Source organism: Burkholderia oklahomensis C6786 (genome assembly GCF_000959365.1).
Lineage (GTDB): Bacteria > Pseudomonadota > Gammaproteobacteria > Burkholderiales > Burkholderiaceae > Burkholderia > Burkholderia oklahomensis.
In genome coordinates, this window is the sequence record NZ_CP009555.1 from 3,603,016 (window position 1) to 3,628,415 (window position 25,400).

Genomic DNA, 25,400 nt, shown 5'->3' on the forward strand with positions numbered 1-25,400 from the left:
GCGCATTACATGAACCGAATCATCGCGCTCGTCGTAGCGATCGTCATCGTCGCGCTGGTCGCTTCGTCGACGGTGCTCGTCGTCGATCCGCGCCATACGGCCGTGCTGTCGTCGCGCGACGGCGACGCGCCGACGCTTGCCGGCCCCGGCCTTCATTTCAAGCTGCCGCAGCCGCTGCAGACGGCGACGTTCGTCGACGTTCGCGTCCAGACGCTCGACTCGGCCGATCCGCAGAGCCTGACGACGAAGGACAAGAGCGACGTGCTCGTGAGCCCCGTCGTCAAGTACCGGGTCGCCGACGTGCTCAAGTACTACAAGGAAACGGGCGGCGCGCCGCGCGGCGAGGTCGATCGCCTGTCGGCGGCCGTCAAGGGCGCGCTCGGCGGCGCGTTCGCGAAGCGCGAGCTCGACGACGCGCTCGGCAGCCAGCGCGCGATCGCCGACGAGGCGAAGCGCGCGCTGCAGGCCGACGCGGCGCCGCTCGGCATCGACATCGTCGACGTGCAACTCACGCGCGTCGATCTGCCCGCCTCGCAGGCGGACGGCGCGTACCAGCGGATGACGGCCGAGCTGCAGCGCCAGGCCGAGCGCGAGCGCGCGGAAGGCGCGGCGCAGGCGGAAGAGATCAAGGCGGATGCGGCCCGGCAACAGCAGACGATTCTCGCGGAAGGCTACAAGGCCGCGCAGTCGATCAAGGGCGAAGGCGACGCGAAGGCCGCGTCGATCGCCGCCGACGCGTTCGGCCGCGATCCGCAGTTCTATCAGTTCTACGCGAGCCTGCAGGCATACCGGAACAGCTTCAAGCCGAACGACGTCATCGTCGTCGATCCGGACAGCGAGTTCTTCCGCTTCATGCGCAGCCCGACGGGCGGCGCCGCGGCGCCGGCTGCCGCTCCCCGCAACCGTTGATGTGCAAGGGGCGTCGTCGTTCGCATGGATTTCGCTGGCTCGTTACTGCTTGCTCTCGCGCTGATGCTCATCATCGAGGGCGCCTTTCCGTTCGTGTTTCCGAGCGCGTGGCGCGACACGTTTCGTAGAATAGCGGAGCGGCCTCCGCACCATATCCGGATCGGCGGTTTCATCGTGATGGCGATCGGGCTTGCGCTGCTTCTGCTCGTTACCTGACCCGGCCGCCCGCGCCCGTTCGGCGCGTCCCGGCCATCCGCCGGGCGCCGACCCGATTTCAATCCGAGGCGCGCGTCGCGCGCCGTGTTTCCCGTCGTAGGATCGCAACGATGTCGACCTGGTTACTTCCCGAGAATATTGCCGACGTGCTGCCGTCGGAGGCGCGCAAGATCGAGGAACTGCGTCGCAGGCTGCTCGACCGTTTTCGTTCGTACGGCTACGAGATGGTCATGCCGCCGCTCCTCGAGTATCTGGAGTCACTGCTGACGAGCGGCGGCAACGAATTGCGGCTGCGCACGTTCAAGCTCGTCGACCAGGTGTCGGGACGCACGCTCGGCTTGCGCGCGGACATGACGCCGCAGGTCGCGCGGATCGACGCGCACCTGCTGAACCGCCAGGGCGTGACGCGCCTCTGCTACGCGGGTCCCGTGCTGCACACGCGGCCGCGCGGGCTGCACGCGAGCCGCGAGCAGCTCCAGGTCGGCGCGGAAATCTACGGACATGCGGGTCTCGAGGCCGATCTGGAGATTCAGCAACTGATGCTCGACGCGCTGCACCTGACTGGTCTGAAGAAAATCCGGCTCGACCTGTGCCATGCGGGCGTGCTGGCGGCGCTCTTCGCGCGCGACGCGGTCGCGGCCGAGCGCGGCGAGGCGCTCTACGACGCGCTCGCCGGCAAGGACGTGCCGCGCCTGAACGAATTGACCGACGATCTCGGCACGGATACGCGCGCCGCGCTTCGCGCGCTGCCGCGCCTGTACGGCGACGCGTCGGTGCTCGACGAGGCGCGCCGCCAACTGCCGGCGCTGCCCGAAATCGCGCGGGCGCTCGACGACCTCGCGCATCTCGCCGCGCAGGTGAAGGACGCCGAGGTCGCGATCGATCTCGCCGATCTGCGCGGCTACGCGTATCACAGCGGCGCGATGTTCGCCGCGTACGTCGACGGCGTGCCGAACGCGGTCGCGCACGGCGGCCGCTACGATCACGTCGGCCAGGCGTACGGCCGCGCGCGTCCGGCGACGGGCTTTTCGCTCGATCTGCGCGAGATTGCGCGAATTTCGCCGATCGAGGCGCGCGGCGCCGCGATTCTGGCGCCGTGGAAGCAGGACGACGCGTTGCGCGCGGCGGTCGGCGCGCTGCGCGACGCAGGCGAAGTCGTGATCCAGGCGCTGCCGGGGCACGATCACGTGCTCGACGAGTTCGCGTGCGATCGCGCGCTCGTCGAACAGGGCGGCGCATGGGTGGTCGAGCCCCGCTGAACGTGCCGCGCCGCCGGGCTTCCGACGCGCTTCCAGAGTGCAATGTCGTTGAAGCGAAACGGAAAAATTCGGAACCGGCGGCGAACCTAGGTAGAATACGTTTTTAACCAGCTAACGAATCAACATGTCTGCCAGCGCAGTGAACGCGACTCCCGGACGCAATGTCGTCGTCGTGGGGACTCAATGGGGTGATGAAGGCAAAGGCAAGATCGTCGACTGGCTGACGGACCACGCTCAGGGCGTCGTGCGTTTCCAGGGCGGCCACAACGCCGGCCACACCCTCATCATCGGCGGCAAGAAGACCATCTTGCGCCTCATCCCGTCGGGCATCATGCGTGAAGGCGTCGCCTGCTACATCGGCAACGGCGTCGTGCTGTCGCCCGAGGCGCTCTTCAAGGAAATCGGCGAGCTGGAAGAGGCAGGGCTGAACGTTCGCGAGCGCCTGTTCATCTCCGAGGCGGCGACGCTGATTCTGCCGTACCACATCGCGATCGACCAGGCGCGCGAAGCGCGCCGCGGCGCGAGCAAGATCGGCACGACCGGCCGCGGCATCGGCCCCGCGTACGAAGACAAGGTCGGCCGCCGTGCGCTGCGCGTTCAGGATCTGTTCGACGCGAGAACGTTCGCCGACCGCCTGCGCGAGAATCTCGACTTCCATAACTTCGTGCTGACCCAGTATCTCGGCGGCGCGGCCGTCGATTTCCAGGCGACGCTCGACACGATGCTCGGCTACGCGGATCGTCTGAAGCCGATGGTCGCGGACGTGTCGCGCCGTCTGTACGAGGAGAACCACGCGGGCCGCAACCTGCTGTTCGAAGGTGCGCAAGGCACGCTGCTCGACATCGATCACGGCACCTATCCGTTCGTCACGTCGAGCAACTGCGTCGCGGGCGCGGCGGCGGCGGGCGCGGGCGTCGGCCCGCAGAAGCTCAACTACATCCTCGGCATCACCAAGGCGTATTGCACGCGCGTCGGTTCGGGCCCGTTCCCGAGCGAGCTGTACGACGCGGACAATCCGAGCCGCCAGGACCAGATCGGCGTCACGCTCGCGAACGTCGGCAAGGAATTCGGCTCCGTCACGGGCCGTCCGCGCCGCACCGGCTGGCTCGACGCGGCGGCGCTGCGCCGCTCGATCCAGATCAACGGCGTGTCGGGCCTCTGCATGACGAAGCTCGACGTGCTCGACGGCCTCGAGGAAGTGAAGCTGTGCGTCGGCTACAAGATCGACGGCGAAGACGTCGATCTGCTGCCGCGCGGCGCGGCCGAGGTCGCGCGCTGCGAGCCTGTCTACGAGACGTTCGGCGGCTGGAAGGAAAGCACGGTCGGCATCAAATCGTGGGATGCGCTGCCCGCGAACGCGCGTGCGTACCTCACGCGCGTGCAGGAAGTGGCCGGCGTGCCGATCGACATGGTGTCCACGGGCCCGGATCGCGACGAGACGATCCTGCTGCGCCATCCGTTCAAGGTGTAAGCGCCGATGACGCAGAATCCCATGGCGACGTTCACGATGTCCGACCCGCGCAACGACGACAAGAATCTCTGGGTCGGCTGGGACGAATACCACCGGCTGATCGAGATGCTCGCGCTCGCGGTGCACGATTCGGGCTGGAAGTTCGACAAGATCCTGTGCCTTGCGCGCGGCGGTCTGCGCGTCGGCGATCAGTTGTCGCGCATCTACGACCTGCCGCTCGCGATTCTCGCGACGAGCTCGTATCGCGAGGCGGCGGGCACGCAGCAGGGCGATCTCGACATCGCGCAGTACATCACGATGACGCGCGGCGATCTGTCGGGCAACGTGCTGCTCGTCGACGATCTCGTCGATTCGGGCGTGACGCTCGCGCGCGTCCAGCAGCACCTGAAGGAGCGCTATCCGGCCGTGACGGCCGTGCGTTCGGCGGTGCTCTGGTACAAGGGCTGCTCGAAGGTGAAGCCCGATTATCATGTCCAGTACCTGCCGACGAATCCGTGGATTCATCAGCCGTTCGAAGAATGGGATACGGTGCGCCCGCACAATCTCGCGGCATGGATCAAGCGCGGCAACACGCAGCGCGACGACGCGTCCGACGCGTGAGCGCGGCCAATGCCGCATCGAAAACGGCGCCCTGACGGCGCCGTTTTTTTTACGTCCTCTTTACAAGCGCCGGAAGAATCGCGCGGCAAGAGGGTAGGCGCGCCGCCTTCGCCCGGCTATCATGACGCCCCGTCGCGGCGGGAAGCGTCACGACCCCATGCTACACTTGGCTCGCCGCCGCCAGTGGTGCGCTGACAACACCAGTGGGCGGCATTTTTGCGTGCCCAGTTAGAATAGCGCTCGATTTTCCGACCCCAGCACGGATTTATACCGCTTTTATGACCGACACGAATCACTCGTCCACGCGCCAGCATTCGCTGCAATCGCTCGCGATCGCCGCAATCGGCGTGGTTTTCGGCGACATCGGCACGAGCCCGCTGTACTCGCTCAAGGAAGCGTTCAGTCCGGCCCATGGCATTCCTCTCACGCAAAGCTCGATTCTCGGTGTGATCTCGCTGCTGTTCTGGGCGATCATTCTCGTCGTCGGCATCAAGTACGTGCTGTTCGTGATGCGCGCGGACAACAACGGTGAAGGCGGGGTGCTCGCGCTGATGGCGCTGTCGCTGCGGCCGCTGAATCCGAAGTCCCGCATCACCGGGCTCATGATGGCGCTCGGCATATTCGGCGCGTGCATGTTCTACGGCGACGCGGTGATCACGCCGGCGATCTCGGTGATGTCCGCGGTCGAGGGCCTCGAGGTCGCGGCGCCGCAGCTGTCGCATCTTGTGCTGCCGATCACGATCGTGATCCTGATCGCGCTGTTCTGGATCCAGCGGCACGGCACGGCGATGGTCGGCAAGCTGTTCGGCCCGATCATGGTGCTCTGGTTCGTCACGATCGCGGTGCTCGGCGTCTATCACATTGCGCGCGCGCCGATGGTCGTCGCGGCGATCAATCCGTACTACGCGTTCTCGTTCATGTCCGAGCACGTGCTGCTCGCATACGTGGTGCTCGGTTCCGTCGTGCTCGTGCTGACGGGCGCGGAGGCGCTCTACGCGGACATGGGCCACTTCGGCGCGAAGCCGATCCGGCTCGCCGCGTACGTGCTCGTGATGCCGTCGCTCGTGATCAACTACTTCGGCCAGGGCGCGCTGCTGCTCCTCGATCCGAAGGCGATCGAGAATCCGTTCTTCCTGCTCGCGCCGCAGTGGGCGGCGCTGCCGCTCGTCGTGCTGTCGACGGTCGCGACCGTGATCGCGTCGCAGGCGGTGATCTCGGGCGCGTATTCGCTGACGAGCCAGGCGATCCAGCTCGGCTACGTGCCGCGGATGAAGATCCTGCACACGTCCGACCTCGCGATCGGCCAGATCTACGTGCCGGTCGTCAACTGGCTGCTGTTGTTCGTGATCCTCTGCATCGTGATCGGCTTCAAGAGCTCCGACAATCTCGCGGCCGCGTACGGCATCGCGGTGACGGCGACGATGGTGATCACGACGATCCTCGCCGCCGTCGTGATGGTGAAGGTCTGGAACTGGAACAAGCTGCTCGTCTCGCTCATCATCGGCGTGTTTCTCGTCGTCGATCTCGGCTTCTTCGGCGCAAACCTGCTGAAGGTCGAACAGGGCGGCTGGCTGCCGCTCGGCATCGGCGCGATGCTGTTCTTCCTGCTGATGACCTGGTACAAGGGGCGTCACATCGTCAAGGAGCGCACCGCGGCCGACGGCATCCCGCTTGCGCCGTTCCTGCAGGGGCTGCTCGCACATCCGCCGCATCGCGTGTCGGGCACCGCGATCTATCTGACCGGCAACGACAAGCTCGTGCCGGTGAGCCTGCTGCACAACCTGAAGCACAACAAGGTGCTGCACGAGCGCACGCTGTTCCTCACGTTCGTCACGCGCGACATTCCGTATGTGAAGGATGACGAACGAGTGACGATCCAAGACGCTGGCGAGGGGCTCTACATCGTCAAGGCGGAGTACGGCTTCAACGAGACGCCGGACGTGAAGGCGGTGCTCGAGGAAGTCGCGCGCCAGCGCGGCATCACGTTCGAGCTGATGGATACGTCGTTCTTCCTCGCGCGCGAGACGGTCGTGCCGACCCATCTGCCCGGCATGTCGATCTGGCGCGAGCGCGTGTTCGCGTGGATGCACCAGAACGCCGCGAAGCCGACCGACTTCTTCTCGATTCCCGCCAACCGCGTCGTCGAGCTCGGCACGAAGATCGAGATCTGAGCAACGCATGCCGCGCCGTTCGTCGTCGAGCGGCGCGGCTCGACGCATGAGCGGCGTTGAGCCGCTTGCCGGCCTCGACCGGCGCCGCAACCGCAAAAAAGCCCGCATCGATGCGGGCTCGAGAGATGGTCACCTCCACCCTGCACGCAGGTTACGCTGTAGGGTGTTTTTGTTTCTGGAGGCCATCATGCAGCGCGTCGCGCTGGTTGGAATCGATCTGGGCAGGCATTCGTTTCACCTTCACGGGCGGGGTCGGCATGGCAAGGCCGTGTTTCGCAAGAAGGTGAGCCGCAAGCAGTGGATCGAGTGCTTTGCCGCATTTCACGTCTGCAAGGTGGTCAGGGAAGCCTGCGCCGGGCTCGCAAACTGGCCGGCGCCGGGCAGCAGGTCAAGCTCATCTCGCCGCAATTCGTGCGTCCCTTCGTCAAGAGCAACAAGAACGGCTTCGTGGATGCCGAGGCGATCTGTGAGGCGGCTTCGTGCCCGTCCATGCGCTTTGTCACATCGAAAACCGGATCGCAACAAGCGCTGTCAGCACTGCATCGGGTTCGCGAATCGCTGATCCGCGACCGCACGAAGGCCGTCAACCAGATGCATGGCTTTCTGCTCGAATTCGGCATCGGCCTGCCGATCGGTCAGCCAGTCGACAAGAGCATCCGGCGTCTGCTGGTGCGATGCGCTCGTGCCTGCATGCAGCGGCTCGACCGCCAGAGCGGTCGATTGGCCGACTGGGGGCGCACCATGCTCACGCAACGGCACGCCAATGTGGTCGCCTGCGCGTTGGCAAACAAGCTCATGCGTACCGCTAGGGCACGGGCGAGCCGCCACACTGCCTTCAATGCGGGAACGAGCGTCATGCCAGCCTGAGCGCTCGATTCCGCATCACGTTTTACCGTAGTCCACCCACCTGGTTTTGCGATCGCTGAAATTGGATGACGTGAACACCGGCCTGACGGACAACCTGTCAATGGAATCGGCTTTCGAAGCCGAGGGCTTTTTCAGGGCCCTCGGGCGCGATTCTCATCATGGCGCGGGGAGCAATCCCCACAACGACGCCGGATAGATTTAGGCAAGCCAACCGCATCATCAAAGATCAGTCTTGCAAAAACCGGGGGGGCGATAGATTTCATTGCGGGCGACGCGCGCTCAGCGCTGCTGCTTGAGCTTTGCGAACGCGGCGGCCATCGCGCCCGCCGGCTCCGGTTCGCGCGCGCGCGGCGGACGGTTGCCGCCGCGCATTCCGCCGCGTTCCGCGCCGCCGCTGCCCGCTGCACTCGGCGCCGCGTCGTCGTCGAGGCGCATCGTCAGCGAGATCCGCTGGCGCTTCACGTCGACGTCGAGCACTTTCACCTTGACGACCTGGCCCGCCTTCACGACTTCGTGAGGATCCTTGACGAATTTCGTCGACATCGCGGACACGTGGACGAGCCCGTCCTGATGGACGCCAATGTCGACGAACGCGCCGAACGCTGCGACGTTCGTCACGACGCCTTCGAGCACCATGCCCGGCGTGAGGTCCGACACTTTCTCGACGCCTTCGCGGAACGTCGCGGTCTTGAATTCGGGGCGCGGATCGCGGCCCGGCTTCTCGAGCTCGGAGAGAATGTCGCGCACCGTCGGCAGACCGAAGCGTTCGTCGACGAATTCGGTGGGCGACAGGCCCGCGAGCGCGTCGCGGCTGCCGAGCACGTCGTCGATGCGCTTCTGGATCTTCGCGAGCATCCGTTCGACGACGGGGTACGCTTCCGGGTGCACCGACGAGCGATCGAGCGGGTTCTCGCCGCCGTTGATGCGCAGGAAGCCCGCGGCCTGCTCGAACGTCTTGTCGCCGAGGCGCGGCACGCGGCGCAGGTGCTCGCGCGACGGGAACGGGCCGTTCGCGTCGCGATAGTCGACGATGTTGCGCGCGAGCGTCGCATTGAGGCCCGACACGCGCGCAAGAAGGGCGGCCGACGCGGTGTTCGCGTCGACGCCGACCGCGTTCACGCAATCCTCGACGACTGCATCGAGCGAGCGCGCGAGCTCGCGCTGATTCACATCATGCTGATACTGGCCGACGCCGATCGCCTTCGGCTCGATCTTCACGAGCTCGGCAAGCGGGTCCTGCAGCCGGCGCGCGATCGACACCGCGCCGCGCAGCGACACGTCGAGTTCCGGGAATTCCTTGGCCGCGAGCTCCGACGCCGAGTAGACGGACGCGCCCGCTTCGGATACGACGATCTTCTGCAGACCGAGCGCCGGGTGCTTCGCGATCAGCTCGCTCGCGAGCTTGTCGGTCTCGCGCGATGCGGTGCCGTTGCCGATGCTGACGAGCTCGGCCTGCGTCTGCGCGGCGATGCGCGCGAGCTTCGCGAGCGAGCCGTCCCAGTCGCGGCGCGGCTCGTGCGGGTAGATCGTGTCGGTCGCGAGCAGCTTGCCGGTGCGGTCGACGACCGCGACCTTCACGCCCGTGCGCAGGCCGGGGTCGAGACCGATCACGGCCTTCGGGCCCGCGGGCGCGGCGAGCAGCAGATCCTTCAGATTGCGCGCGAACACGCGGATCGCCTCATGCTCGGCCGTCTCGCGCAACTGCGTGAGCAGTTCGGTCTCGATGTGCGGCTGCACCTTCACGCGCCAGCACCAGCGGCACACGTCGGACAGCCACTTGTCGGCCGGGCGGTTCTGGTTCGCGATCCCGAAATGGCGCGCGATCATCGCCTCGCCCGGATGCGGCACTTGCGCGTCGAGCTCTTCGCCGAGCCCGAGCTTGACGGTCAGCACGCCGGCGTTGCGGCCGCGGAACAGCGCGAGCGCGCGGTGCGACGGCACCGTCTTGATCGTTTCCGAGTAGTCGTAGTAGTCGCGGAATTTCTCGCCTTCCTCGCCTTCCTTGCCCTCGACGACGGCCGACGACACGACGCCGCGCTCGAACAGGTAGTCGCGCAGCTTGCCGAGCAGCTCGGCCGTCTCGCCGAATTGCTCGGACAGGATGTCGCGCGCGCCGTCGAGCGCCGCCTTCACGTCGGCGACGCCCTTGTCGGCGTCCACGTATGCGGCGGCTTCCGTTTGCGGATCGAGGAGCGGGTTCGCGAGTAGCGCCTGCGCGAGCGGCTCGAGCCCCGCTTCGCGGGCGATCTGCGCGCGCGTGCGGCGCTTCGGCTTGTAGGGCAGGTACAGATCCTCGAGCGTCTGCTTGCTGTCGGCCGCTTCGATCGCCGCGCGCAGCTCGTCGGTCAGCTTGCCTTGCTCGTCGATGCTCGCGATGATCGTCGCGCGCCGCTCTTCGAGCTCGCGCAGATACAGGAGGCGTTCTTCGAGCTGGCGCAGCTGCGTGTCGTCCAGGTTGCCCGTGACCTCCTTCCGGTAGCGGGCGATGAACGGAACGGTGGAGCCTTCGTCGAGGAGTTGCACCGCTGCGGCGACCTGCCTGGGCTGGACCGCCAGTTCGTCGGCGATGCGCTGTACGATCTTGAGTGCTACGGTTTCCGTCATGTCGTGATGTGCGTCTGCTGCCTGCTGAAATCGCCCGGTCCGGCCGGCTGCGCCCTCGAGCCGGGGTGGGCGGGTGAATGGAGCGGGGCATTTTGCCATAAATGCAAAAGGGGCTAGCCGCGGGTGTTAGAATTTCACCCATGACCCGCAGCTTTCCTACGACGTTGCCTACCTCCCGATTCTCCGTTGTCGCGTTCGCCGCAGCGCTTGCGGCGACGCTGTCCTGCGCGCCCGTCGCCGGCATCGCGCAGATATCCGAATCCGCCACCGCAGCGCCTGTCGCCGCCGCATCCGATGCGGGCACGTTTGCTGCGCCAGCGAATTTCGATGCGCGTCAAAAAGTGCTCAATCAACGCACGGCGGAAAACGATTATCGTTATGCGGTGGCCCAGCACGACTGCTACAGCACGTTTTTTGTCAATCGTTGCCTGGACAAGGCGCGCGAGACGATGCGCGCCGAGCGCGCGAGCATCAGCCAGGAACAGCTGGCGCTCGACGACGAGCAGCGCGCGGTGCGTGCGCAGGAGCGCGACCGGCAGCTGGCGCTGAAGGAGGCCGGCCGCCAGGCGCAAGCGCCGCAGCGGGCGGCCGACGAAAAAGCGAGCGCGGCCGCATACGAAAGCAAGCAGCAGCAAAACGCGCTGAAGCGCGCGGAACGCGACGCGCAGGCGCCGCAGCGCGCGGCGGACCAGAAGGCCTATGACGCGAAGCAGGCCGAGTTCCAGCGCAAGCTCGATGCAGCGCATGCGCAAGCGGCGAAGGACGCGCAGCAGCGCGCGGAGAACGCCGGGCGCTACGAACAGAAGCAGCGTGACGCGGCGCAGCACAAGGCCGACGTCGAGGAGCGCCAGCGGCAGGCCGCCGAGAAGGCGCAGCAGAAGCAGCAACAGCAGCAGTAACGGCCAAGCAGCAGGGGCGGTAACGCGGTACGTTGGGTAGTGGTTTCGCAAGGCAATCTCGGGCATGCGGGCGGCTCGGCCGGCATGCTGGTTCAGTGAGGAGGCGAGTATGCAAACCCGTTTGGCGGAAACGCAACAGGAACTGTACAACCGACTGGCGTCGTTGCAGGAGCTGCACAGGCAGCTTGCCCGCGAGATCGAGCTGAAGGAGGGTCGTTCCGATATCGACGACCTGGCGCTGCACCGGCTGAAGAAGGAAAAGCTGCTGGCCAAAGACAAAATCATCATGCTGCAATCGCAGCTCGAACCGGATAAGCGCGCTTAGGCGCGGCCCTGGCAAGCGCCGGCGCCGCGGCAAGCGCCGGATACTAGGAACCGCTTGCCTTGAATTCACCGCTTGATGCCAATTCCGACGCGCGGCGCGACGAGTCGTCCGCCGCGCGCTCACGCACGTCCGACGCCGGGGCGGCGGCCGGAGCGTACACGCCGAGCGTGAAACGCATCAACGAGCTCGACGCCATTTTCGGCGACGGCGGCCTGCTCGCGCGCGCGCTCGACGGCTATCGTCCGCGCGCGTCGCAGATCGACATGGCGCGCGCCGTCGCCGCCGCGATGGAAGCGTCGGGCAAGCTGATGCCCGAGCCCGAGATCTTCGAGACGCGCAAGCGTCCCGCGCGGCGCCTGCAGGACGGCGCGTCCGCCGGCCGCGATGGAGCGCCCGCCGCGTCGTCCGGCGACGAAAGAGCCGACAACGGCGACAACACGCTGATCGTCGAGGCCGGCACCGGCACCGGCAAGACCTACGCGTATCTCGTCCCGGCGATGCTCTGGGGTGGCAAGGTGATCGTGTCGACGGGCACGAAGCACCTGCAGGATCAACTGTTCCAGCGCGACATCCCGACGGTGCGCGACGCGCTCGCGGTGCCCGTGACGGTCGCGATGCTCAAGGGCCGCGCGAACTACCTGTGCCATTACTATCTGCAGCGCACGGCCGACAACGGCCGCCTGCCGTCGAGGCAAGACACCGCGTACCTGCAGGACATCGTCCGCTTCGCGAAGCTCACGAAGAGCGGCGACAAGGCCGAGCTCGCGAGCGTGCCGGAGACGTCGCCCGTGTGGTCGATGGTCACGTCGACCCGCGACAACTGCCTCGGCCAGGAATGCCCGCATTACAAGGACTGCTTCGTGATGCAGGCGCGCCGCGAGGCGCAGCAGGCGGACATCGTCGTCGTCAATCATCACCTGTTCTTCGCGGACATCATGCTGCGCGATACCGGGATGGCCGAGCTGCTGCCGAGTGCGAACACGATCGTCTTCGACGAAGCACATCAACTGCCCGAGACCGCGACGCTCTTTTTCGGCGAGACGCTGTCGACGACGCAGATGCTCGAGCTCGCGCGCGACTCGGTCGTCGAGGGCCTCGCGCATGCGCGCGACGCGGTCGAATGGGTGAAGCTCGGCGGCGCGCTTGAGCGTGCCGCGCGCGACGTGCGGCTCGCGTTCGCCGACGACGGCATCGTGCGCATGTCGCTCGCGCAGCTGGGCGACGGCCATCCGCTTTTCGGCGCACTCGATGCGGTCGAAGCGGCGCTCGACGCGTTGTCGACCGCGCTCGCCGGGCAGGCGGAGCGCGCCGAGTCGATTGCGGCATGCCAGCGCCGCGCGCGCGAACTGCAGGATCTGCTCGCGGGCTGGGTCGCGCCCGGCGAGAAAAAAGACGCAGCCGATGCGCAAGCCGCCGCGGAAGCGGGCGAGCGCGGCGATCCGAACGAAAAGGTGCGCTGGGTCGAAGTATTCGCGCATACGGTCCAGCTGCACGAGACGCCGCTGTCCGTCGCGCCGATCTTCGCGAAGCAGCGCGCGGGCGTGCCTCGCGCGTGGATCTTCACGTCGGCGACGCTGTCGGTGCGCGGCGACTTCACGCACTACGCGGCGCAGATGGGCCTCGATGCGCGCCGCTCGATGACGCTGCCGAGCCCGTTCGACTATCAAACGCAAGGACTCCTGTACGTGCCGCGGAACCTGCCGCAGCCGTCGTCGCCCGTGTTCACCGACGCGGTGTTCGACGCCGCGCTGCCGGCGATCGAGGCGTCGGGCGGCGGCGTGTTCGTGCTGTGCACGACGCTGCGCGCGGTCGACCGGATCGCGGCGAAGCTGCGCGACACGATCGAGGCGCGCGGCTGGGACACGCCGCTCCTCGTGCAGGGCGATGCGAGCCGCACCGAGCTGCTCGATCGGTTCCGTGCGTACGGCAACGCGATTCTCGTCGGCAGCCAGAGTTTCTGGGAAGGCGTCGACGTGCGAGGCGACGCGCTGTCGCTCGTCGTGATCGACAAGCTGCCGTTCGCGCCGCCCGACGATCCGGTGCTGGCCGCGCGGCTCGATGCGCTGACGAAAAAGGGATTGAGCCCGTTCGCCGTTCATCAACTGCCGCAGGCCGTCATCACGCTGAAGCAGGGCGCGGGCCGGCTGATTCGCGCGGAGACGGATCGCGGCGTGCTGATGATCTGCGACACGCGCCTCGTCGACAAGCCGTACGGCCGGCGCATCTGGCAGAGCCTGCCGCCCTTCAAGCGCACGCGCGAGATCGACGTCGTGCGCGAATTCTTCACCGAGCGGCGCGAGGCCGAGCAGGCATAGGCAAGGGCGCCCAGGCGCGTCGTCGACGACGGCCGCGGCGGCGCGTGGCGCGCGACGCGGCCGGCGCAGTCATCGCGACATGGATCGAAGGCGTGCAAAAAGAAAAACCCGGCTCGACAGGCCGGGTTTTTCTTTGCCGCGTCGACCGCGCGACGCTCAGAATTGCCACCACGACTTCTTCGCGCCCGGCCGTGCGCGGCCCGTGACGTACGGGCTGTCCGGGAACGTCGACGCGAGCACGCGCTTCGTGTCGTCGGCGAGCTGGGGCTGATTCAGCTTCGCGTACGACAGCATCATGATGTGCAGTGCGTCCTCGATCGCGGGTGCGTTCTTGTATTCCTTGATCGCGAGCTGCGCGCGGTTGATCGCCGCGACGTACGCGCCGCGCCGATAGTAGTAGTCGGCCGAGTGCACTTCGTGCGATGCGAGCGCGTTGACGATGTAGCGCATTCGCGCGGCCGCGTCCGGCGCGTACTTGCTTTTCGGATAGCGGTCGACGACGACCTTGAATGCGTCATACGATTCGCGCAGCGCCTGCGGATCGCGCTCGCTCATGTCCTGGCCGGAGAAGCGGCCGAAGAGACCGAGGTCGTCGTTGAAGTGGATCATCCCCTTCAGGTAGTACGCGTAGGCAATATCAGGGTGATCCGGGTGGAGCTGGATGAAGCGGTCGATCGCCTGGTCGGCCGCGGCCGCTTCGTTGTCCTTCCAGTTGCAGTAGGCGACGTTGATCTGCGCCTGCTGCGCGAAATGGCCGAACGGATCGCGGCCCTGCAGCGCTTCGAAGTATTTCGCGCACTTGCCCCAGTCGCCGCCCGTCAATGCATCCTGAGCCTCTGAGTATAATTTGTTGTTCGACCAGGCTGCCGTCTCATCGGTCTTCTGCGGCAAGCCGTGGCAGCCCGCGACGAGCGCCGCGGCCGCAGCCAGCGCGGCCCAGGCTGCCGCAGGTTTCGCGACGCGTTTGGTCGAATGCATCATGGTGAATAGGGCTCGCATTGTCCTAGCTTCAAGTCTCAAGTGACCCAGTCTAAATGACCCGTTCAAGTTCGTTAAATGCCCGTACGGGCACGTCAAACCGCGACGATTATAGCCCAAGCGCCGGCCCCGCCGACGCTTCTCCCGGCGATTCGCTCGACGACGATCTGACGAGCGACGCGCTCGTCGCTCCCGCGAGCGCCGATCCCGGCGCCGATGCGCCGCGCGTGATCGAGGTGCCGCCCGCGCTTGCGGGTGAGCGCCTCGACAAGGCGCTCGCGCAGCTTTTCCCCGAGTTCTCGCGCAGCCGTCTGCAGCAATGGATCGAGTCGGAGCGCGTGCGCGTCGACGGCGCGCTCGCGAAAATCCGGCAGCCCGTGCCGCTCGGCGCGACGATCGAGCTGTTGCCGGATCTGCTTCCCGAGCAGCTCGCGTTCGCGCCGGAGCCGGTGCCGCTGTCGGTCGTCTACGAGGACGACACGCTCGTCGTCATCGACAAGCCGGCCGGTCTCGTCGTCCACCCGGCCGCGGGCAACTGGAGCGGCACGCTGCTGAACGGCCTGCTGCACCGCTATGCCGATGCGGCCGGCCTGCCGCGCGCGGGCATCGTGCATCGGCTCGACAAGGAGACGTCGGGCCTGATGGTCGTCGCGCGCACGCTCGCCGCGCAGACCGATCTGATTCGCCAATTGCAGGCGCGCACGGTGAAGCGCCGCTATTTCGCGCTCGCGTGGGGGCAGATGCCCGCCGAGGGCACGATCGATGCGCCGATCGGCCGCGATCCGCGCGAACGCACGCGGATGGCGGTCGTCACCGGCGCGGCGGGCAAGCCGGCGCGCACGCATTTCCGCACGGTCGATACGGCGATGTGGGCGCGCCAGCCGGTATCGGCGATCCATTGCGATCTCGAGACCGGGCGCACGCATCAGATCCGCGTACACTGCGCGCACGTCGGGCATCCGCTCCTCGGCGATCCGGTGTACGGCCGCGCGCGCGGCAAGCGCTCGGTCGCGCCGCTGCCGGGCGGCTTCGCGCGGCAGGCGCTGCACGCGTGGCGGCTCGGCCTCGTCCATCCCGCGACCGGCCGGACGATGCAATGGCGCGCGCCGCTGCCGGACGATCTCGCGGCGCTCGTCGACGCGCTCGGCTTCGGCTCGGACGATGCGGAATTCGGTGATGACGACGCGGTCTATGACGACGGTTACGATGAAGGCATCCCGTATGCCGACGACGATGAGGATTGACTGCCGATGACGACGTTGCGACCCCTGACGCTGGCCGATTGCGTGCAACCCGACTGGCACGCGCCGCCGCGCGTGCGCGCGCTCGTCTCGACGCGCAACGGCGGCGTGAGCGAGCCACCTTACGGCGGTTGGGGCGACGCGGGCGAGGTCGCGGGCGGGATGAACCTCGGCCGGCATACGGGCGACGACCCGGCGCACGTCGAGACGAACCGCGCGCGGCTGCTCGCGTTGACAGGCGAGTCGCGCGCGGCCTGGCTCGACCAGGTGCACGGCACGGACGTCGTGCGCGCGGAGGACGTGCTTGCCGCGAGCGCGGGCGAATCGGGCGAGGCGGGAGCAGGCGGCGTCGTGCGCGCGGACGCGAGCGTGGCCGCGACGCCGGGCGCGGTCTGCGTCGTGATGGTCGCCGACTGTCTGCCGGTGCTGCTGTGCGACGGCGCGGGCCGCGCCGTCGGCGCGGCACACGCGGGCTGGCGCGGCCTCGTCGCGGGGATCGTCGAGAAGACGGCCGAGCGCGTCGCGGCGTTGGCGGGCGGCCGCGTCGACGGTCTTCATGCGTATCTCGGACCGGCGATCGGCCCGACCGCGTTCGAAGTCGGCGCCGAAGTGCGTTCGGCCTTTCTCGATGCGGCGCCGCTCGCCGATTATGCGGCGACCGAGCGCGCGTTCGCGCCGCGGGCGGACGCCCCCGGCAAGTATCTGGCGGATCTCCATGCGCTCGCGCGGCTGCGCCTCGCGCGAGCCGGCGTCACGCGCGTGAGCGGCGCCGCCGCGTGCACGGTGACCGAGCGCGCGCGCTTCTATTCGTATCGGCGCGATCGCGTGACGGGCCGCATGGCCGCGATGATCTGGCTTGCCGAATGACGGCCGCCCGCCGCGAGCGGCCCTTTATTGCAAGTCACTACGGAGTCGAAGCGGTATTTTCGCCGCGCCGCCTGGCGCGATTTGCTGCGCCGCTCTGTGCGATTGCTGTCATCAAGATCGCTTAGACTCTCGCCGGCCCAATTGGCCGGGCGTGGCCGCCGGGCCTCGCGCGGCGCGTTTCGCAACAGTCATTCCGGTTTGCGAAGCATGTGTTGTCGGAGGTGACGGATCACATGGGGAAAACGATAATGATAAAACTACTGCACTGCGGCAGAATCTGGAGAAACGCTCCGGAGCGCGACGCCCGGCTGGACGGGGCGCGCAGTGGGTGGTCGACATCATGCGGCTCGAGCAGGATTTCCAGGGTCCCCGCAGGCAATACCGAGGAAACACCGAGGAACCACCGTTAAGGCAGGTATGACAGCATCGAAAAATTCGTCGACGTCCTCTCATACGGATACTCCCCAGGGTCGCGAGACAGCCGGATCGGCGACCCAGCCCATGCAACAGATGTTCGAGGCCTGGCTCAGCGCGTGGCGCGGCTTCGCAGACCCGGCCCGGGCAGCAGCAGGCGGCGCGCTAGCGCAGCCGCCGTTCGCGGCGTTCCAGCCGCCTCAGTCGTTCCCGTTCGCAATGCCGAAGATGCCGCCGATGCCCGAATGGCCCGGCGCGGCCGCGTCGTTCGCGGGGCTCGCGCCCGTCGCGTCGGTGCCGCCCGCGCGACTGCAGAAGCTGCAGGCCGACTATTCGCGCGATTGTCTCGCACTGATCCAGCAGGCGACGGCCGCGACGCCGGCCGCCCCTGATCTGAAGGACCGGCGCTTCAGCTCGGACGCGTGGAAGGCGTCGCCCGCGCACGCGTTCGCGGCCGCGTGGTATCTGCTGAACGCGCGCTATCTGCAGGAGCTCGCCGACGCGCTCGAGACCGATCCGAAGACCCGCGAGCGGATCCGCTTCACGGTCCAGCAATGGACGGCCGCGGCGTCGCCGAGCAACTTCCTCGCGCTCAATCCCGAGGCGCAGAAGAATCTCGTCGAGACGCAAGGCGAGAGCCTGCGGCTCGGGATGATGAACCTGCTCGCCGACATGCAGCGCGGCAAGATCTCGCAGACGGACGAATCGCAGTTCGTCGTCGGCAAGAATCTCGCGGTGACGGAAGGCGCGGTCGTCTACGAGAACGACCTGATCCAGTTGATCCAGTACAAGCCGACGACGGCAACCGTCTTCGAGCGGCCGCTTCTCATCGTGCCGCCTTGCATCAACAAGTTCTATATCCTCGATCTGCAGCCGGAGAATTCGCTCGTCGCGCATGCGCTTTCGTGCGGCCATCAGGTCTATCTGGTGTCGTGGCGCAACGCCGACGCGTCGGTCGCGCACAAGACCTGGGACGACTATATGGACGAGGGGCTCCTCGCCGCGATCGACGTCGTCCAGCAGGTGAGCGGGCGCGAGCAGATCAACACGCTCGGCTTTTGCGTCGGCGGCACGATGCTTGCGACGGCGCTCGCGGTGCTCGCCGCGCGCGGCGAGCATCCGGCCGCATCGATGACGCTCCTCACCGCGATGCTCGACTTCTCCGATACGGGCATCCTCGACGTGTTCGTCGACGAAGCGCACGTGCAAATGCGCGAGCAGACGATCGGCGGCAAGAACGGCGCGACGCCGGGCCTGATGCGCGGCGTCGAGTTCGCGAACACGTTCTCGTTCCTGCGTCCGAACGATCTCGTCTGGAACTACGTCGTCGACAATTACCTGAAGGGCCGCACGCCGGCGCCGTTCGACCTTCTGTACTGGAACAGCGATTCGACGAGCCTGCCCGGCCCGATGTACGCGTGGTATCTGCGGAACACCTATCTCGAGAACAAACTGCGCGAGCCGGACGCGCTCACGGTGTGCGGCGAGCCCGTCGATCTGTCGCGGATCGACTTGCCGACCTTCATCTACGGCTCGCGCGAGGATCACATCGTGCCGTGGCAGACCGCATACGAATCGACGTCGCTGCTGACGGGGCCGCTCAAGTTCGTGCTCGGCGCGTCGGGCCACATCGCGGGCGTCATCAACCCGCCCGCGAAGAAGAAGCGCAGCTACTGGACCTACGACGCGGGTGCGAAGGAGCTGCCGGAATCGGCGAGCGACTGGCTCGACGCGGCGACCGAGCATCCGGGCAGCTGGTGGCCGGAGTGGATCGAGTGGCTCGGTCAGTACGGCGGCCGCAAGGTGAAGCCGCGCGCGCAGCTCGGCTCCGCGCGCTTCCCGGTGATCGAGCCCGCGCCCGGCCGGTATGTGATGCGGCGCGATTGACGAACGGCGGAAGGCGGAGCACGCTTTCCTTCGCTACCGATTTTTAACAGGGCGGTTCGCGGCGCGCCGTGCCGTGTTCGCTCGGAGGATAGTGAAATGACTGACGTAGTGATCGTATCGGCCGCGCGTACCGCGGTCGGCAAGTTCGGCGGCTCGCTCGCGAAGATCGCCGCGCCGGAGCTCGGCGCGACAGTGATCCGCGCGGTGCTCGAGCGAGCGGGCGTGAAGCCGGAGCAGATCAGCGAAGTGATCCTGGGCCAGGTGCTGACGGCGGGCTCGGGCCAGAACCCGGCGCGCCAGGCGCTGATCGCGGCGGGGCTGCCGAGCGCGGTGCCCGGCATGACGATCAACAAGGTGTGCGGCTCGGGCCTGAAGGCCGTGATGCTCGCCGCGAACGCGATCGTCGCGGGCGATGCGGAAATCGTCGTCGCGGGCGGCCAGGAGAACATGAGCGCCGCGCCGCACGTGCTGCCGGGCTCGCGCGACGGCTTTCGGATGGGCGACGCGAAGCTCGTCGACAGCATGATCGTCGACGGCCTGTGGGACGTCTATAACAAGTACCACATGGGCGTCACGGCGGAGAACGTCGCGAAGGAATACGGCATCACGCGCGAAGAGCAGGACCAGTTCGCCGCGCTGTCGCAGAACAAGGCAGAAGCCGCGCAGAAGGCGGGCCGCTTCGACGACGAGATCGTGCCGGTCGAGATCCCGCAGCGCAAGGGCGAGCCGCTTCGCTTCGCGACCGACGAGTTCGTCCGCCACGGCGTGACGGCCGAGTCGCTCGCGGGCCTGAAACCCGCATTCGCGAAGGACGGCACGGTGACGGCCGCGAACGCGTCCGGCATCAACGACGGCGCGGCCGCGGTGCTCGTGATGTCGGCGAAGAAGGCCGAGGCGCTCGGCCTCGAGCCGCTTGCGCGGATCAAGGCGTATGCGAACGCGGGCGTCGATCCGAGCGTGATGGGCATGGGTCCCGTGCCGGCATCACGACGCTGTCTCGAGCGCGCGGGCTGGTCGGTCGGCGATCTCGACCTGATGGAGATCAACGAGGCGTTCGCCGCGCAGGCGCTCGCGGTCCACAAGCAGATGGGCTGGGATACGTCGAAGGTCAACGTGAACGGCGGCGCGATCGCGATCGGCCATCCGATCGGCGCATCGGGCTGCCGGATCCTCGTCACGCTGCTGCACGAAATGCAGAAGCGCGATGCGAAACGCGGCCTCGCGTCGCTTTGCATCGGCGGCGGAATGGGCGTCGCGCTCGCGGTCGAGCGTCCGTAACGCGAATCAGGCGGCAACCGGCCGGGCCGTGCCGGTTGGCGCGACCCGGCGAACAGGCGGATCGGCAGGCAGGCGACGGAGAGGTTGCCGCTCGGCGCTTCTCAAAACGATAATGGAGTGATGGTTATGTCTCAGCGAATTGCTTACGTAACGGGCGGGATGGGCGGCATCGGCACGAGCATCTGCCAGCGCCTGTTCAAGGACGGCTTCAAGGTGGTCGCGGGCTGCGGCCCGAACTCGCCGCGCCGCGTGAAATGGCTCGAGGACCAGAAGGCGCTCGGCTACGAGTTCCATGCGTCCGAAGGCAACGTCGGCGACTGGGATTCGACGAAGCTGGCGTTCGACAAGGTCAAGGCCGAGATCGGCGAGGTCGACGTGCTCGTCAACAACGCGGGCATCACGCGCGACGTCGTGTTCCGCAAGATGACGCGCGAAGACTGGACGGCCGTGATCGACACGAACCTGACGAGTCTCTTCAACGTCACGAAGCAGGTGATCGACGGCATGGTCGAGCGCGGCTGGGGGCGCATCATCAATATCTCGTCGGTGAACGGCCAGAAGGGGCAGTTCGGCCAGACGAACTACTCGACCGCGAAGGCGGGCATTCACGGCTTCACGATGTCGCTCGCGCAGGAAGTCGCGACGAAGGGCGTGACGGTCAACACGGTGTCGCCGGGCTACATCGGCACGGACATGGTGAAGGCGATTCGTCCGGACGTGCTCGAGAAGATCGTCGCGACGATCCCGGTGCGCCGTCTTGGCTCGCCCGACGAGATCGGCTCGATCGTCGCCTGGCTCGCGTCGGAAGAGTCCGGCTTTTCGACGGGCGCCGATTTCTCGCTGAACGGCGGCTTGCATATGGGCTGAGCCATGCGGCCGGGCGGCGCATGCCGTCCGGCCGTGTGGGTCGGATGTTCCGGGAACGCCCGGTGCCGCGCGCGGTCGTGCACTGCGTGCGGCACCGGGTGCCGTCACTGCGCTCATCAGGCGCTCAAAGGCGTTACATGACTACTACAAAGAAAACTGGCGAACGGCTGATCAAGAAGTATCCGAACCGCCGTTTGTACGATACGGAGACGAGCACCTACATTACGTTGACCGACGTGAAGCAGCTCGTGCTTGGCCAGGAGGATTTCAAGGTCATCGATGCGAAGAGCAACGAAGACCTGACCCGCAGCATTCTGCTGCAGATCATTCTCGAAGAGGAAAGCGGCGGCGTGCCGATGTTCTCGTCGTCGATGCTGTCGCAGATCATCCGTTTCTACGGGCATGCGATGCAGGGGATGATGGGTGCGTATCTGGAGAAGAACATCCAGGCGTTCATCGACATCCAGAGCAAGCTCGCCGACCAATCGAAGAGCCTGTACGAAAACAATGCGATGAATCCGGAAGTCTGGTCGCAGTTCATGAACATGCAGGCGCCGATGATGCAAGGGATGATGACGAGCTACATCGAGCAGTCGAAGAACATGTTCGTGCAGATGCAGGAGCAGATGCAGAACCAGGCGAAGACGATGTTCAGCTCGTTCCCGTTCAAGCCGACGCCGCCGGGCAGCGAGCCCGAGAAGAAGTAAGCGGAGACGGCGCGGCGCCGTTCGGCGCGGCCGCGTCGCGTGGCGGTCTTGTGGCCGCAGTGCGGCGGCCGGACGGGTTGTCGCGCCCGGCGCCGGCCATGATCTGCTTCGATGCGCGCGGCCGCGAGGCGGCGGCCGGCGCGTGCCGCAGGCCGGGGATGGCGTGCGGTGCCCGTTGGATTCGATCGGGTTTGCCGGCAATCGCGTGTGCGGGTGCGCGAGCAAGACCGCGGACGGCGCTCGCTCGCTCGCGTCGCGGCGAGCGGGATCTCATCTCCACATCATCGTTGCGCCGTTCCGGCTGGGTGTCGCGCGGCAATCGTCATATGACGAACGTGCGGACCTGTCGGGATTCGTCGGAAAACGTCGCGTGGAACGTGACGGCGCCCCAGGGCAAATCGGTCGTGAACGACCGCGCGATGAAATACTCGGGCGGCACGCCGGTGAGGCTCAGCGCAGCACGCGCGATAAATCCGAAGCGGCCGTAATGGTCTGGGTGCCCGAGCACGACGCAGCCATGTGCGCCCAGCAGGCGCAGCCGATCGAGCCCTTCGCGCGCCAGTACGCCGCCGACGCCCGCGTTTTGTCGATCCGGCCGCACGGCCAGCGGTGCGAGCGCATACCAGTCGAGCCGCTTCCCGTCGTTCAGCACGGGCGGGAATGCGATGTGACCGACGATTGCGTCGTCGTCCACGGCGACGAGACCGAGCGTGAGCGCATCGTCCTTGCGCAATGCGTCGATCATCAGATGCTCGCGCGGGACGTGGCCTGTCTCGTTCCGCGAATTGTGACCGCGAAAAGTGTCTTCGACGATCGCGCGAGTCGCGTCGAAATCGCGAGGCTGTTCTTCCCGGATGAACCTGTCGTATTTCTGTCGGGTGGGATGGATGCGTGGAGGGGCCCACGCCGAGCGTGCCGATCCCCATTTTTGATGCCTCCGACGGCAGCGGTCGTCGCTTCCGGGCTGGTCCGTGCGCCCGCCGTCGCGGCTCTATCCGGCCACGCGTCGGCCTCCCGCCGCTGGTAGGGTCGCTCGACAGGATTTACAGGCGCCGACGGCCGGAGGCGTCGCCCGACGGGGTAAAATGCGGGCTTCGCAGCCGCGCGCTTCGCGGCTCCCACAAGACACGGATGCATTAGTGAAGAATCATTTGGAATCAATGGGTAAGGCGAGTGCCACGCCCACGGTCGGGTTCGTCAGCCTCGGGTGCCCGAAGGCCCTCGTCGACTCCGAGCAGATCATCACCCAGTTGCGCGCGGAAGGCTACGAGATCTCCGGCACGTACGATGGCGCGGATCTCGTCGTCGTCAACACCTGCGGCTTCATCGACGAAGCCGTTCAGGAGAGCCTCGACGCGATCGGCGAAGCGCTCGCCGAAAACGGCAAGGTGATCGTCACCGGCTGTCTCGGCGCGAAGAAGAGCGCGAGCGGCTCCGGCCTCATCGAGGAAGTGCATCCGAAAGTGCTCGCCGTCACGGGCCCGCACGCGGTCGGCGAAGTGATGCAGGCCGTGCACAGCCATCTGCCGAAGCCGCACGATCCGTTCGTCGATCTCGTGCCGGCCGCGGGCATCAAGCTCACGCCGCGCCATTATGCGTATCTGAAGATCTCCGAAGGCTGCAATCATCGCTGCTCGTTCTGCATCATTCCGTCGATGCGCGGCGACCTCGTGTCGCGGCCCGTCGCCGAGGTGATGCTCGAAGCCGAGAACCTGTTCAAGTCCGGCGTGAAGGAACTGCTCGTGATCTCGCAGGACACGAGCGCGTACGGCGTCGACGTCAAGTACCGCACGGGCTTCTGGAACGGCCGTCCGCTCAAGACCCGGATGACCGAGCTCGTCGGCGCGCTCGGCGAGCTCGCGGCGCAGTACGGCGCGTGGGTGCGTCTGCATTATGTCTATCCGTATCCGCACGTCGACGAGATCATCCCGATGATGGCCGAAGGCCCGCTGAAGGGCCATGTGCTGCCGTATCTCGACGTGCCGTTCCAGCACGCGCACCCGGACGTGCTAAAGCGCATGAAGCGCCCGGCGAATGCGGAGAAGGTGCTCGAGCGCGTGCAGAAGTGGCGCGAGATCTGCCCGGATCTGACGATCCGCAGCACGTTCATCGCGGGCTTCCCGGGCGAGACCGAGGCGCAATTCGAGACGCTCCTCGACTTCATTCGCGAGGCCGAGCTCGATCGCGTCGGCTGCTTCGCGTATTCTCCGGTCGAAGGCGCGAGCGCGAACGAGCTCGACGGCGCGCTGCCCGACGACGTGCGCGAGGCGCGCCGCGCGCGCTTCATGGAGGTTGCCGAGGCGGTGTCGGCCGCGCGCATCGAGCGCAAGGTCGGCAAGACGCTCAAGGTGCTGATCGACGAGGTCAACGCGGAAGGCGGGATCGGCCGCACTGCGGCCGATGCGCCGGAGATCGACGGCGTCGTCTATGTCGAGCCCGCGACCAAGGCGTCGAAGCGCTACAAGGTCGGCGATTTCGTGTCCGTGAAGATCACGGGCGCGGACGGCCACGATCTGTGGGGCGAGGTCTGACGATGTCCGCGACGTTCCCCGACGTGCTCGCGCTCGGCGAGGCGATGGTCGAATTCAATCAGGCGCGGCCGGGCGAGCCGAACTATCTGCAGGGCTTCGGCGGCGATACGTCGAACTTCTGCGTCGCGGCCGCGCGGCAGGGGGCGCGAGCGGGCTTCGTGTCGGCGGTCGGCGACGATCACTTCGGCCGCCTGCTGCTCGATCTTTGGCGACGCGAGCACGTCGACACGTCGTACGTGCGGATCGACGAGCGCGCGCCGACGGGCGTCTATTTCGTGTCGCACGGCGAGCACGGCCACGCGTTCGATTACCTGCGCGCGGGCTCGGCCGCGAGCCGCTATGCGGTCCGCGATCTGCCGCTCGATGCGCTTGCGGCCGCGCGTTTCGTCCATTTGTCGGGCGTGAGTCTCGCGATCAGCACGAGCGCGTGCGACGCGGCGTTCGCCGCGATCGCGCACGCGCGGGCGAACGGCGCGCGCGTGAGCTTCGACACGAACCTGCGTCTCAAGCTCTGGCCGCTGCCGCGCGCGCGTGCGGCGATGTGCGAGGCGCTGCGCCACACGGACGTCTGCCTGCCGAGCTGGGACGACGTGACGGCGCTCACCGGGCTCGACGAGCGCGACGCGATCGTCGACGCGCTGCTCGGCTACGGGCCGAGCGTCGTCGCGCTGAAGCTCGGCCGTGAAGGCGCGTATGTCGCGACGCCCGACGAGCGGCGCGTCGTGCCCGGCTTCGTCGTCGACGCGGTCGACGCGACGGGGGCGGGCGACTGCTTCGGCGGCGCGTTCGTCGCGCGGCTCATCGCGGGCGACGATCCGTTCGCGGCCGCGCGCTACGCGAACGCGGCAGCCGCCTTGTCGACGCAGGGCTTCGGCGCGGTTGCGCCGATCCCGTCGCGCGACGCGGTCGAACGGCTATTGAATGCGTGACTCGAATGCGTGACGCGCGCGGCGGCGGCCGCGTGCTCCATCGGTTTTCATCAAGAGAAGAAAGG

General features: G+C 67.1%; 21 protein-coding genes and 1 pseudogene. 18 read left to right on the forward strand and 4 right to left on the reverse strand.

Annotated elements, in window-relative coordinates:
- The first annotated feature begins 9 nt into the window (after positions 1 to 9).
- The 5 genes from hflC (at position 10) to BG90_RS16075 (ending at position 4,455) form a co-directional block, all read left to right on the forward strand.
- Positions 10 to 909, forward strand: a complete 900-nt coding sequence (gene hflC, locus BG90_RS16055) for a protease modulator HflC (RefSeq protein WP_010115075.1) — start codon at positions 10 to 12, stop codon at positions 907 to 909.
- Between the two features lie 24 nt (positions 910 to 933).
- Entirely contained in the window at positions 934 to 1,125 is a 192-nt protein-coding gene (locus BG90_RS16060) for a DUF2065 domain-containing protein (protein ID WP_010103262.1), read from the forward strand.
- Positions 1,126 to 1,235: 110 nt separating this feature from the next.
- Positions 1,236 to 2,384 (forward strand): ATP phosphoribosyltransferase regulatory subunit, encoded by a 1,149-nt coding sequence (locus tag BG90_RS16065; protein WP_010103264.1) that lies wholly within the window; start codon positions 1,236 to 1,238, stop codon positions 2,382 to 2,384.
- 124 nt (positions 2,385 to 2,508) lie between these two features.
- Complete coding sequence (locus BG90_RS16070; RefSeq protein WP_010115076.1) at positions 2,509 to 3,855, forward strand: adenylosuccinate synthase; 1,347 nt, start codon at positions 2,509 to 2,511, stop codon at positions 3,853 to 3,855.
- A 6-nt stretch (positions 3,856 to 3,861) separates the two neighbouring features.
- Positions 3,862 to 4,455, forward strand: a complete 594-nt coding sequence (locus tag BG90_RS16075) for a phosphoribosyltransferase (protein ID WP_025989781.1) — start codon at positions 3,862 to 3,864, stop codon at positions 4,453 to 4,455.
- 119 nt (positions 4,456 to 4,574) lie between these two features.
- Here the strand turns inward: BG90_RS16075 and BG90_RS32985 are convergent, their stop codons facing one another.
- Positions 4,575 to 4,769: a hypothetical protein gene (locus BG90_RS32985; RefSeq protein WP_010103269.1), complete on the reverse strand. Its 195-nt coding sequence runs from the start codon at positions 4,767 to 4,769 to the stop codon at positions 4,575 to 4,577.
- Here BG90_RS32985 and BG90_RS16080 point away from each other — a divergent pair.
- Both BG90_RS16080 and BG90_RS16085 read left to right on the forward strand, forming a co-directional pair.
- Positions 4,734 to 6,626 (forward strand): potassium transporter Kup, encoded by a 1,893-nt coding sequence (locus BG90_RS16080; protein WP_010103270.1) that lies wholly within the window; start codon positions 4,734 to 4,736, stop codon positions 6,624 to 6,626. The two genes, BG90_RS32985 and BG90_RS16080, sit on opposite strands and share 36 nt — an antisense overlap.
- 187 nt (positions 6,627 to 6,813) lie before the next feature.
- A pseudogene (locus BG90_RS16085) lies at positions 6,814 to 7,493 on the forward strand (IS110 family transposase).
- A 279-nt stretch (positions 7,494 to 7,772) separates the two neighbouring features.
- Here the strand turns inward: BG90_RS16085 and BG90_RS16090 are convergent.
- Positions 7,773 to 10,097 carry a Tex family protein gene (locus BG90_RS16090; RefSeq protein ID WP_045568220.1) on the reverse strand — a complete coding sequence of 775 codons (2,325 nt, stop codon included), beginning with the start codon at positions 10,095 to 10,097 and terminating at the stop codon, positions 7,773 to 7,775.
- A 140-nt stretch (positions 10,098 to 10,237) separates the two neighbouring features.
- Here BG90_RS16090 and BG90_RS16095 point away from each other — a divergent pair, with 140 nt between their 5' ends.
- The 3 genes from BG90_RS16095 (at position 10,238) to BG90_RS16105 (ending at position 13,636) form a co-directional block, all read left to right on the forward strand.
- A complete protein-coding gene (locus tag BG90_RS16095; protein WP_010115096.1) occupies positions 10,238 to 10,996 on the forward strand; it encodes a hypothetical protein in 759 nt (252 codons plus the stop codon).
- A 109-nt stretch (positions 10,997 to 11,105) separates the two neighbouring features.
- Positions 11,106 to 11,321, forward strand: a complete 216-nt coding sequence (locus BG90_RS16100) for an HP1242/YdcH family protein (protein WP_010103275.1) — start codon at positions 11,106 to 11,108, stop codon at positions 11,319 to 11,321.
- Positions 11,322 to 11,380: 59 nt separating this feature from the next.
- Positions 11,381 to 13,636, forward strand: a complete 2,256-nt coding sequence (locus BG90_RS16105; protein WP_010115097.1) for a DNA repair helicase YoaA — start codon at positions 11,381 to 11,383, stop codon at positions 13,634 to 13,636.
- A gap of 156 nt (positions 13,637 to 13,792) precedes the next feature.
- Here the strand turns inward: BG90_RS16105 and BG90_RS16110 are convergent, their stop codons facing one another.
- Positions 13,793 to 14,617, reverse strand: coding sequence for an outer membrane protein assembly factor BamD (locus BG90_RS16110; protein ID WP_010103277.1), 825 nt, complete (start codon positions 14,615 to 14,617; stop codon positions 13,793 to 13,795).
- Between the two features lie 53 nt (positions 14,618 to 14,670).
- Here BG90_RS16110 and BG90_RS16115 point away from each other — a divergent pair, with 53 nt between their 5' ends.
- The 6 genes from BG90_RS16115 to phaR all read left to right on the forward strand — a co-directional run bounded on the left by BG90_RS16115 (position 14,671) and on the right by phaR (position 21,875).
- Positions 14,671 to 15,858: an RluA family pseudouridine synthase gene (locus BG90_RS16115; RefSeq protein ID WP_010103279.1), complete on the forward strand. Its 1,188-nt coding sequence runs from the start codon at positions 14,671 to 14,673 to the stop codon at positions 15,856 to 15,858.
- Between the two features lie 6 nt (positions 15,859 to 15,864).
- Positions 15,865 to 16,722, forward strand: coding sequence for a peptidoglycan editing factor PgeF (pgeF, locus tag BG90_RS16120; protein WP_045568221.1), 858 nt, complete (start codon positions 15,865 to 15,867; stop codon positions 16,720 to 16,722).
- A 501-nt stretch (positions 16,723 to 17,223) separates the two neighbouring features.
- A complete protein-coding gene (phaC, locus tag BG90_RS16125; RefSeq protein WP_010103282.1) occupies positions 17,224 to 19,023 on the forward strand; it encodes a class I poly(R)-hydroxyalkanoic acid synthase in 1,800 nt (599 codons plus the stop codon).
- 96 nt (positions 19,024 to 19,119) lie between these two features.
- Positions 19,120 to 20,301: an acetyl-CoA C-acetyltransferase gene (locus BG90_RS16130; RefSeq protein WP_010103284.1), complete on the forward strand. Its 1,182-nt coding sequence runs from the start codon at positions 19,120 to 19,122 to the stop codon at positions 20,299 to 20,301.
- 126 nt (positions 20,302 to 20,427) lie between these two features.
- Positions 20,428 to 21,168 carry a 3-ketoacyl-ACP reductase gene (locus BG90_RS16135; RefSeq protein WP_010103285.1) on the forward strand — a complete coding sequence of 247 codons (741 nt, stop codon included), beginning with the start codon at positions 20,428 to 20,430 and terminating at the stop codon, positions 21,166 to 21,168.
- Between the two features lie 137 nt (positions 21,169 to 21,305).
- Entirely contained in the window at positions 21,306 to 21,875 is a 570-nt protein-coding gene (gene phaR / locus BG90_RS16140; RefSeq protein WP_010103286.1) for a polyhydroxyalkanoate synthesis repressor PhaR, read from the forward strand.
- Between the two features lie 322 nt (positions 21,876 to 22,197).
- On the opposite strand, the gene BG90_RS16145 is transcribed toward phaR, so the two are convergent.
- On the reverse strand, positions 22,198 to 22,620 hold the full coding sequence (locus BG90_RS16145; protein ID WP_010115121.1) for a GNAT family N-acetyltransferase: 423 nt from the start codon (positions 22,618 to 22,620) through the stop codon (positions 22,198 to 22,200).
- 415 nt (positions 22,621 to 23,035) lie between these two features.
- Between BG90_RS16145 and rimO the strand changes: the two genes are divergently transcribed.
- On the forward strand, positions 23,036 to 24,406 hold the full coding sequence (gene rimO / locus BG90_RS16150; RefSeq protein WP_010115122.1) for a 30S ribosomal protein S12 methylthiotransferase RimO: 1,371 nt from the start codon (positions 23,036 to 23,038) through the stop codon (positions 24,404 to 24,406).
- Positions 24,407 to 24,408: 2 nt separating this feature from the next.
- Complete coding sequence (locus BG90_RS16155) at positions 24,409 to 25,335, forward strand: sugar kinase (RefSeq protein ID WP_010115124.1); 927 nt, start codon at positions 24,409 to 24,411, stop codon at positions 25,333 to 25,335.
- The last annotated feature ends 65 nt before the right edge of the window (positions 25,336 to 25,400 follow it).

Coding starts and splice junctions, on each gene's coding strand:
- BG90_RS16155 (WP_010115124.1), top strand. CDS start 24,409: ATGTCCGCGACGTTCCCCGACGTGCTCGCGCTCGGCGAGGCGATGGTC.
- BG90_RS16145 (WP_010115121.1), bottom strand. CDS start 22,620: ATGATCGACGCATTGCGCAAGGACGATGCGCTCACGCTCGGTCTCGTC.
- phaC (WP_010103282.1), top strand. CDS start 17,224: ATGCAACAGATGTTCGAGGCCTGGCTCAGCGCGTGGCGCGGCTTCGCA.
- BG90_RS16130 (WP_010103284.1), top strand. CDS start 19,120: ATGACTGACGTAGTGATCGTATCGGCCGCGCGTACCGCGGTCGGCAAG.
- BG90_RS16135 (WP_010103285.1), top strand. CDS start 20,428: ATGTCTCAGCGAATTGCTTACGTAACGGGCGGGATGGGCGGCATCGGC.
- BG90_RS16065 (WP_010103264.1), top strand. CDS start 1,236: ATGTCGACCTGGTTACTTCCCGAGAATATTGCCGACGTGCTGCCGTCG.
- rimO (WP_010115122.1), top strand. CDS start 23,036: ATGGGTAAGGCGAGTGCCACGCCCACGGTCGGGTTCGTCAGCCTCGGG.
- phaR (WP_010103286.1), top strand. CDS start 21,306: ATGACTACTACAAAGAAAACTGGCGAACGGCTGATCAAGAAGTATCCG.
- BG90_RS16075 (WP_025989781.1), top strand. CDS start 3,862: ATGACGCAGAATCCCATGGCGACGTTCACGATGTCCGACCCGCGCAAC.
- BG90_RS16110 (WP_010103277.1), bottom strand. CDS start 14,617: ATGATGCATTCGACCAAACGCGTCGCGAAACCTGCGGCAGCCTGGGCC.
- hflC (WP_010115075.1), top strand. CDS start 10: ATGAACCGAATCATCGCGCTCGTCGTAGCGATCGTCATCGTCGCGCTG.
- BG90_RS16060 (WP_010103262.1), top strand. CDS start 934: ATGGATTTCGCTGGCTCGTTACTGCTTGCTCTCGCGCTGATGCTCATC.
- BG90_RS16100 (WP_010103275.1), top strand. CDS start 11,106: ATGCAAACCCGTTTGGCGGAAACGCAACAGGAACTGTACAACCGACTG.
- BG90_RS16115 (WP_010103279.1), top strand. CDS start 14,671: ATGACCCGTTCAAGTTCGTTAAATGCCCGTACGGGCACGTCAAACCGC.
- BG90_RS16090 (WP_045568220.1), bottom strand. CDS start 10,097: ATGACGGAAACCGTAGCACTCAAGATCGTACAGCGCATCGCCGACGAA.
- BG90_RS32985 (WP_010103269.1), bottom strand. CDS start 4,769: ATGCTGGCGCGTGGACGAGTGATTCGTGTCGGTCATAAAAGCGGTATA.
- BG90_RS16080 (WP_010103270.1), top strand. CDS start 4,734: ATGACCGACACGAATCACTCGTCCACGCGCCAGCATTCGCTGCAATCG.
- pgeF (WP_045568221.1), top strand. CDS start 15,865: ATGACGACGTTGCGACCCCTGACGCTGGCCGATTGCGTGCAACCCGAC.
- BG90_RS16095 (WP_010115096.1), top strand. CDS start 10,238: ATGACCCGCAGCTTTCCTACGACGTTGCCTACCTCCCGATTCTCCGTT.
- BG90_RS16070 (WP_010115076.1), top strand. CDS start 2,509: ATGTCTGCCAGCGCAGTGAACGCGACTCCCGGACGCAATGTCGTCGTC.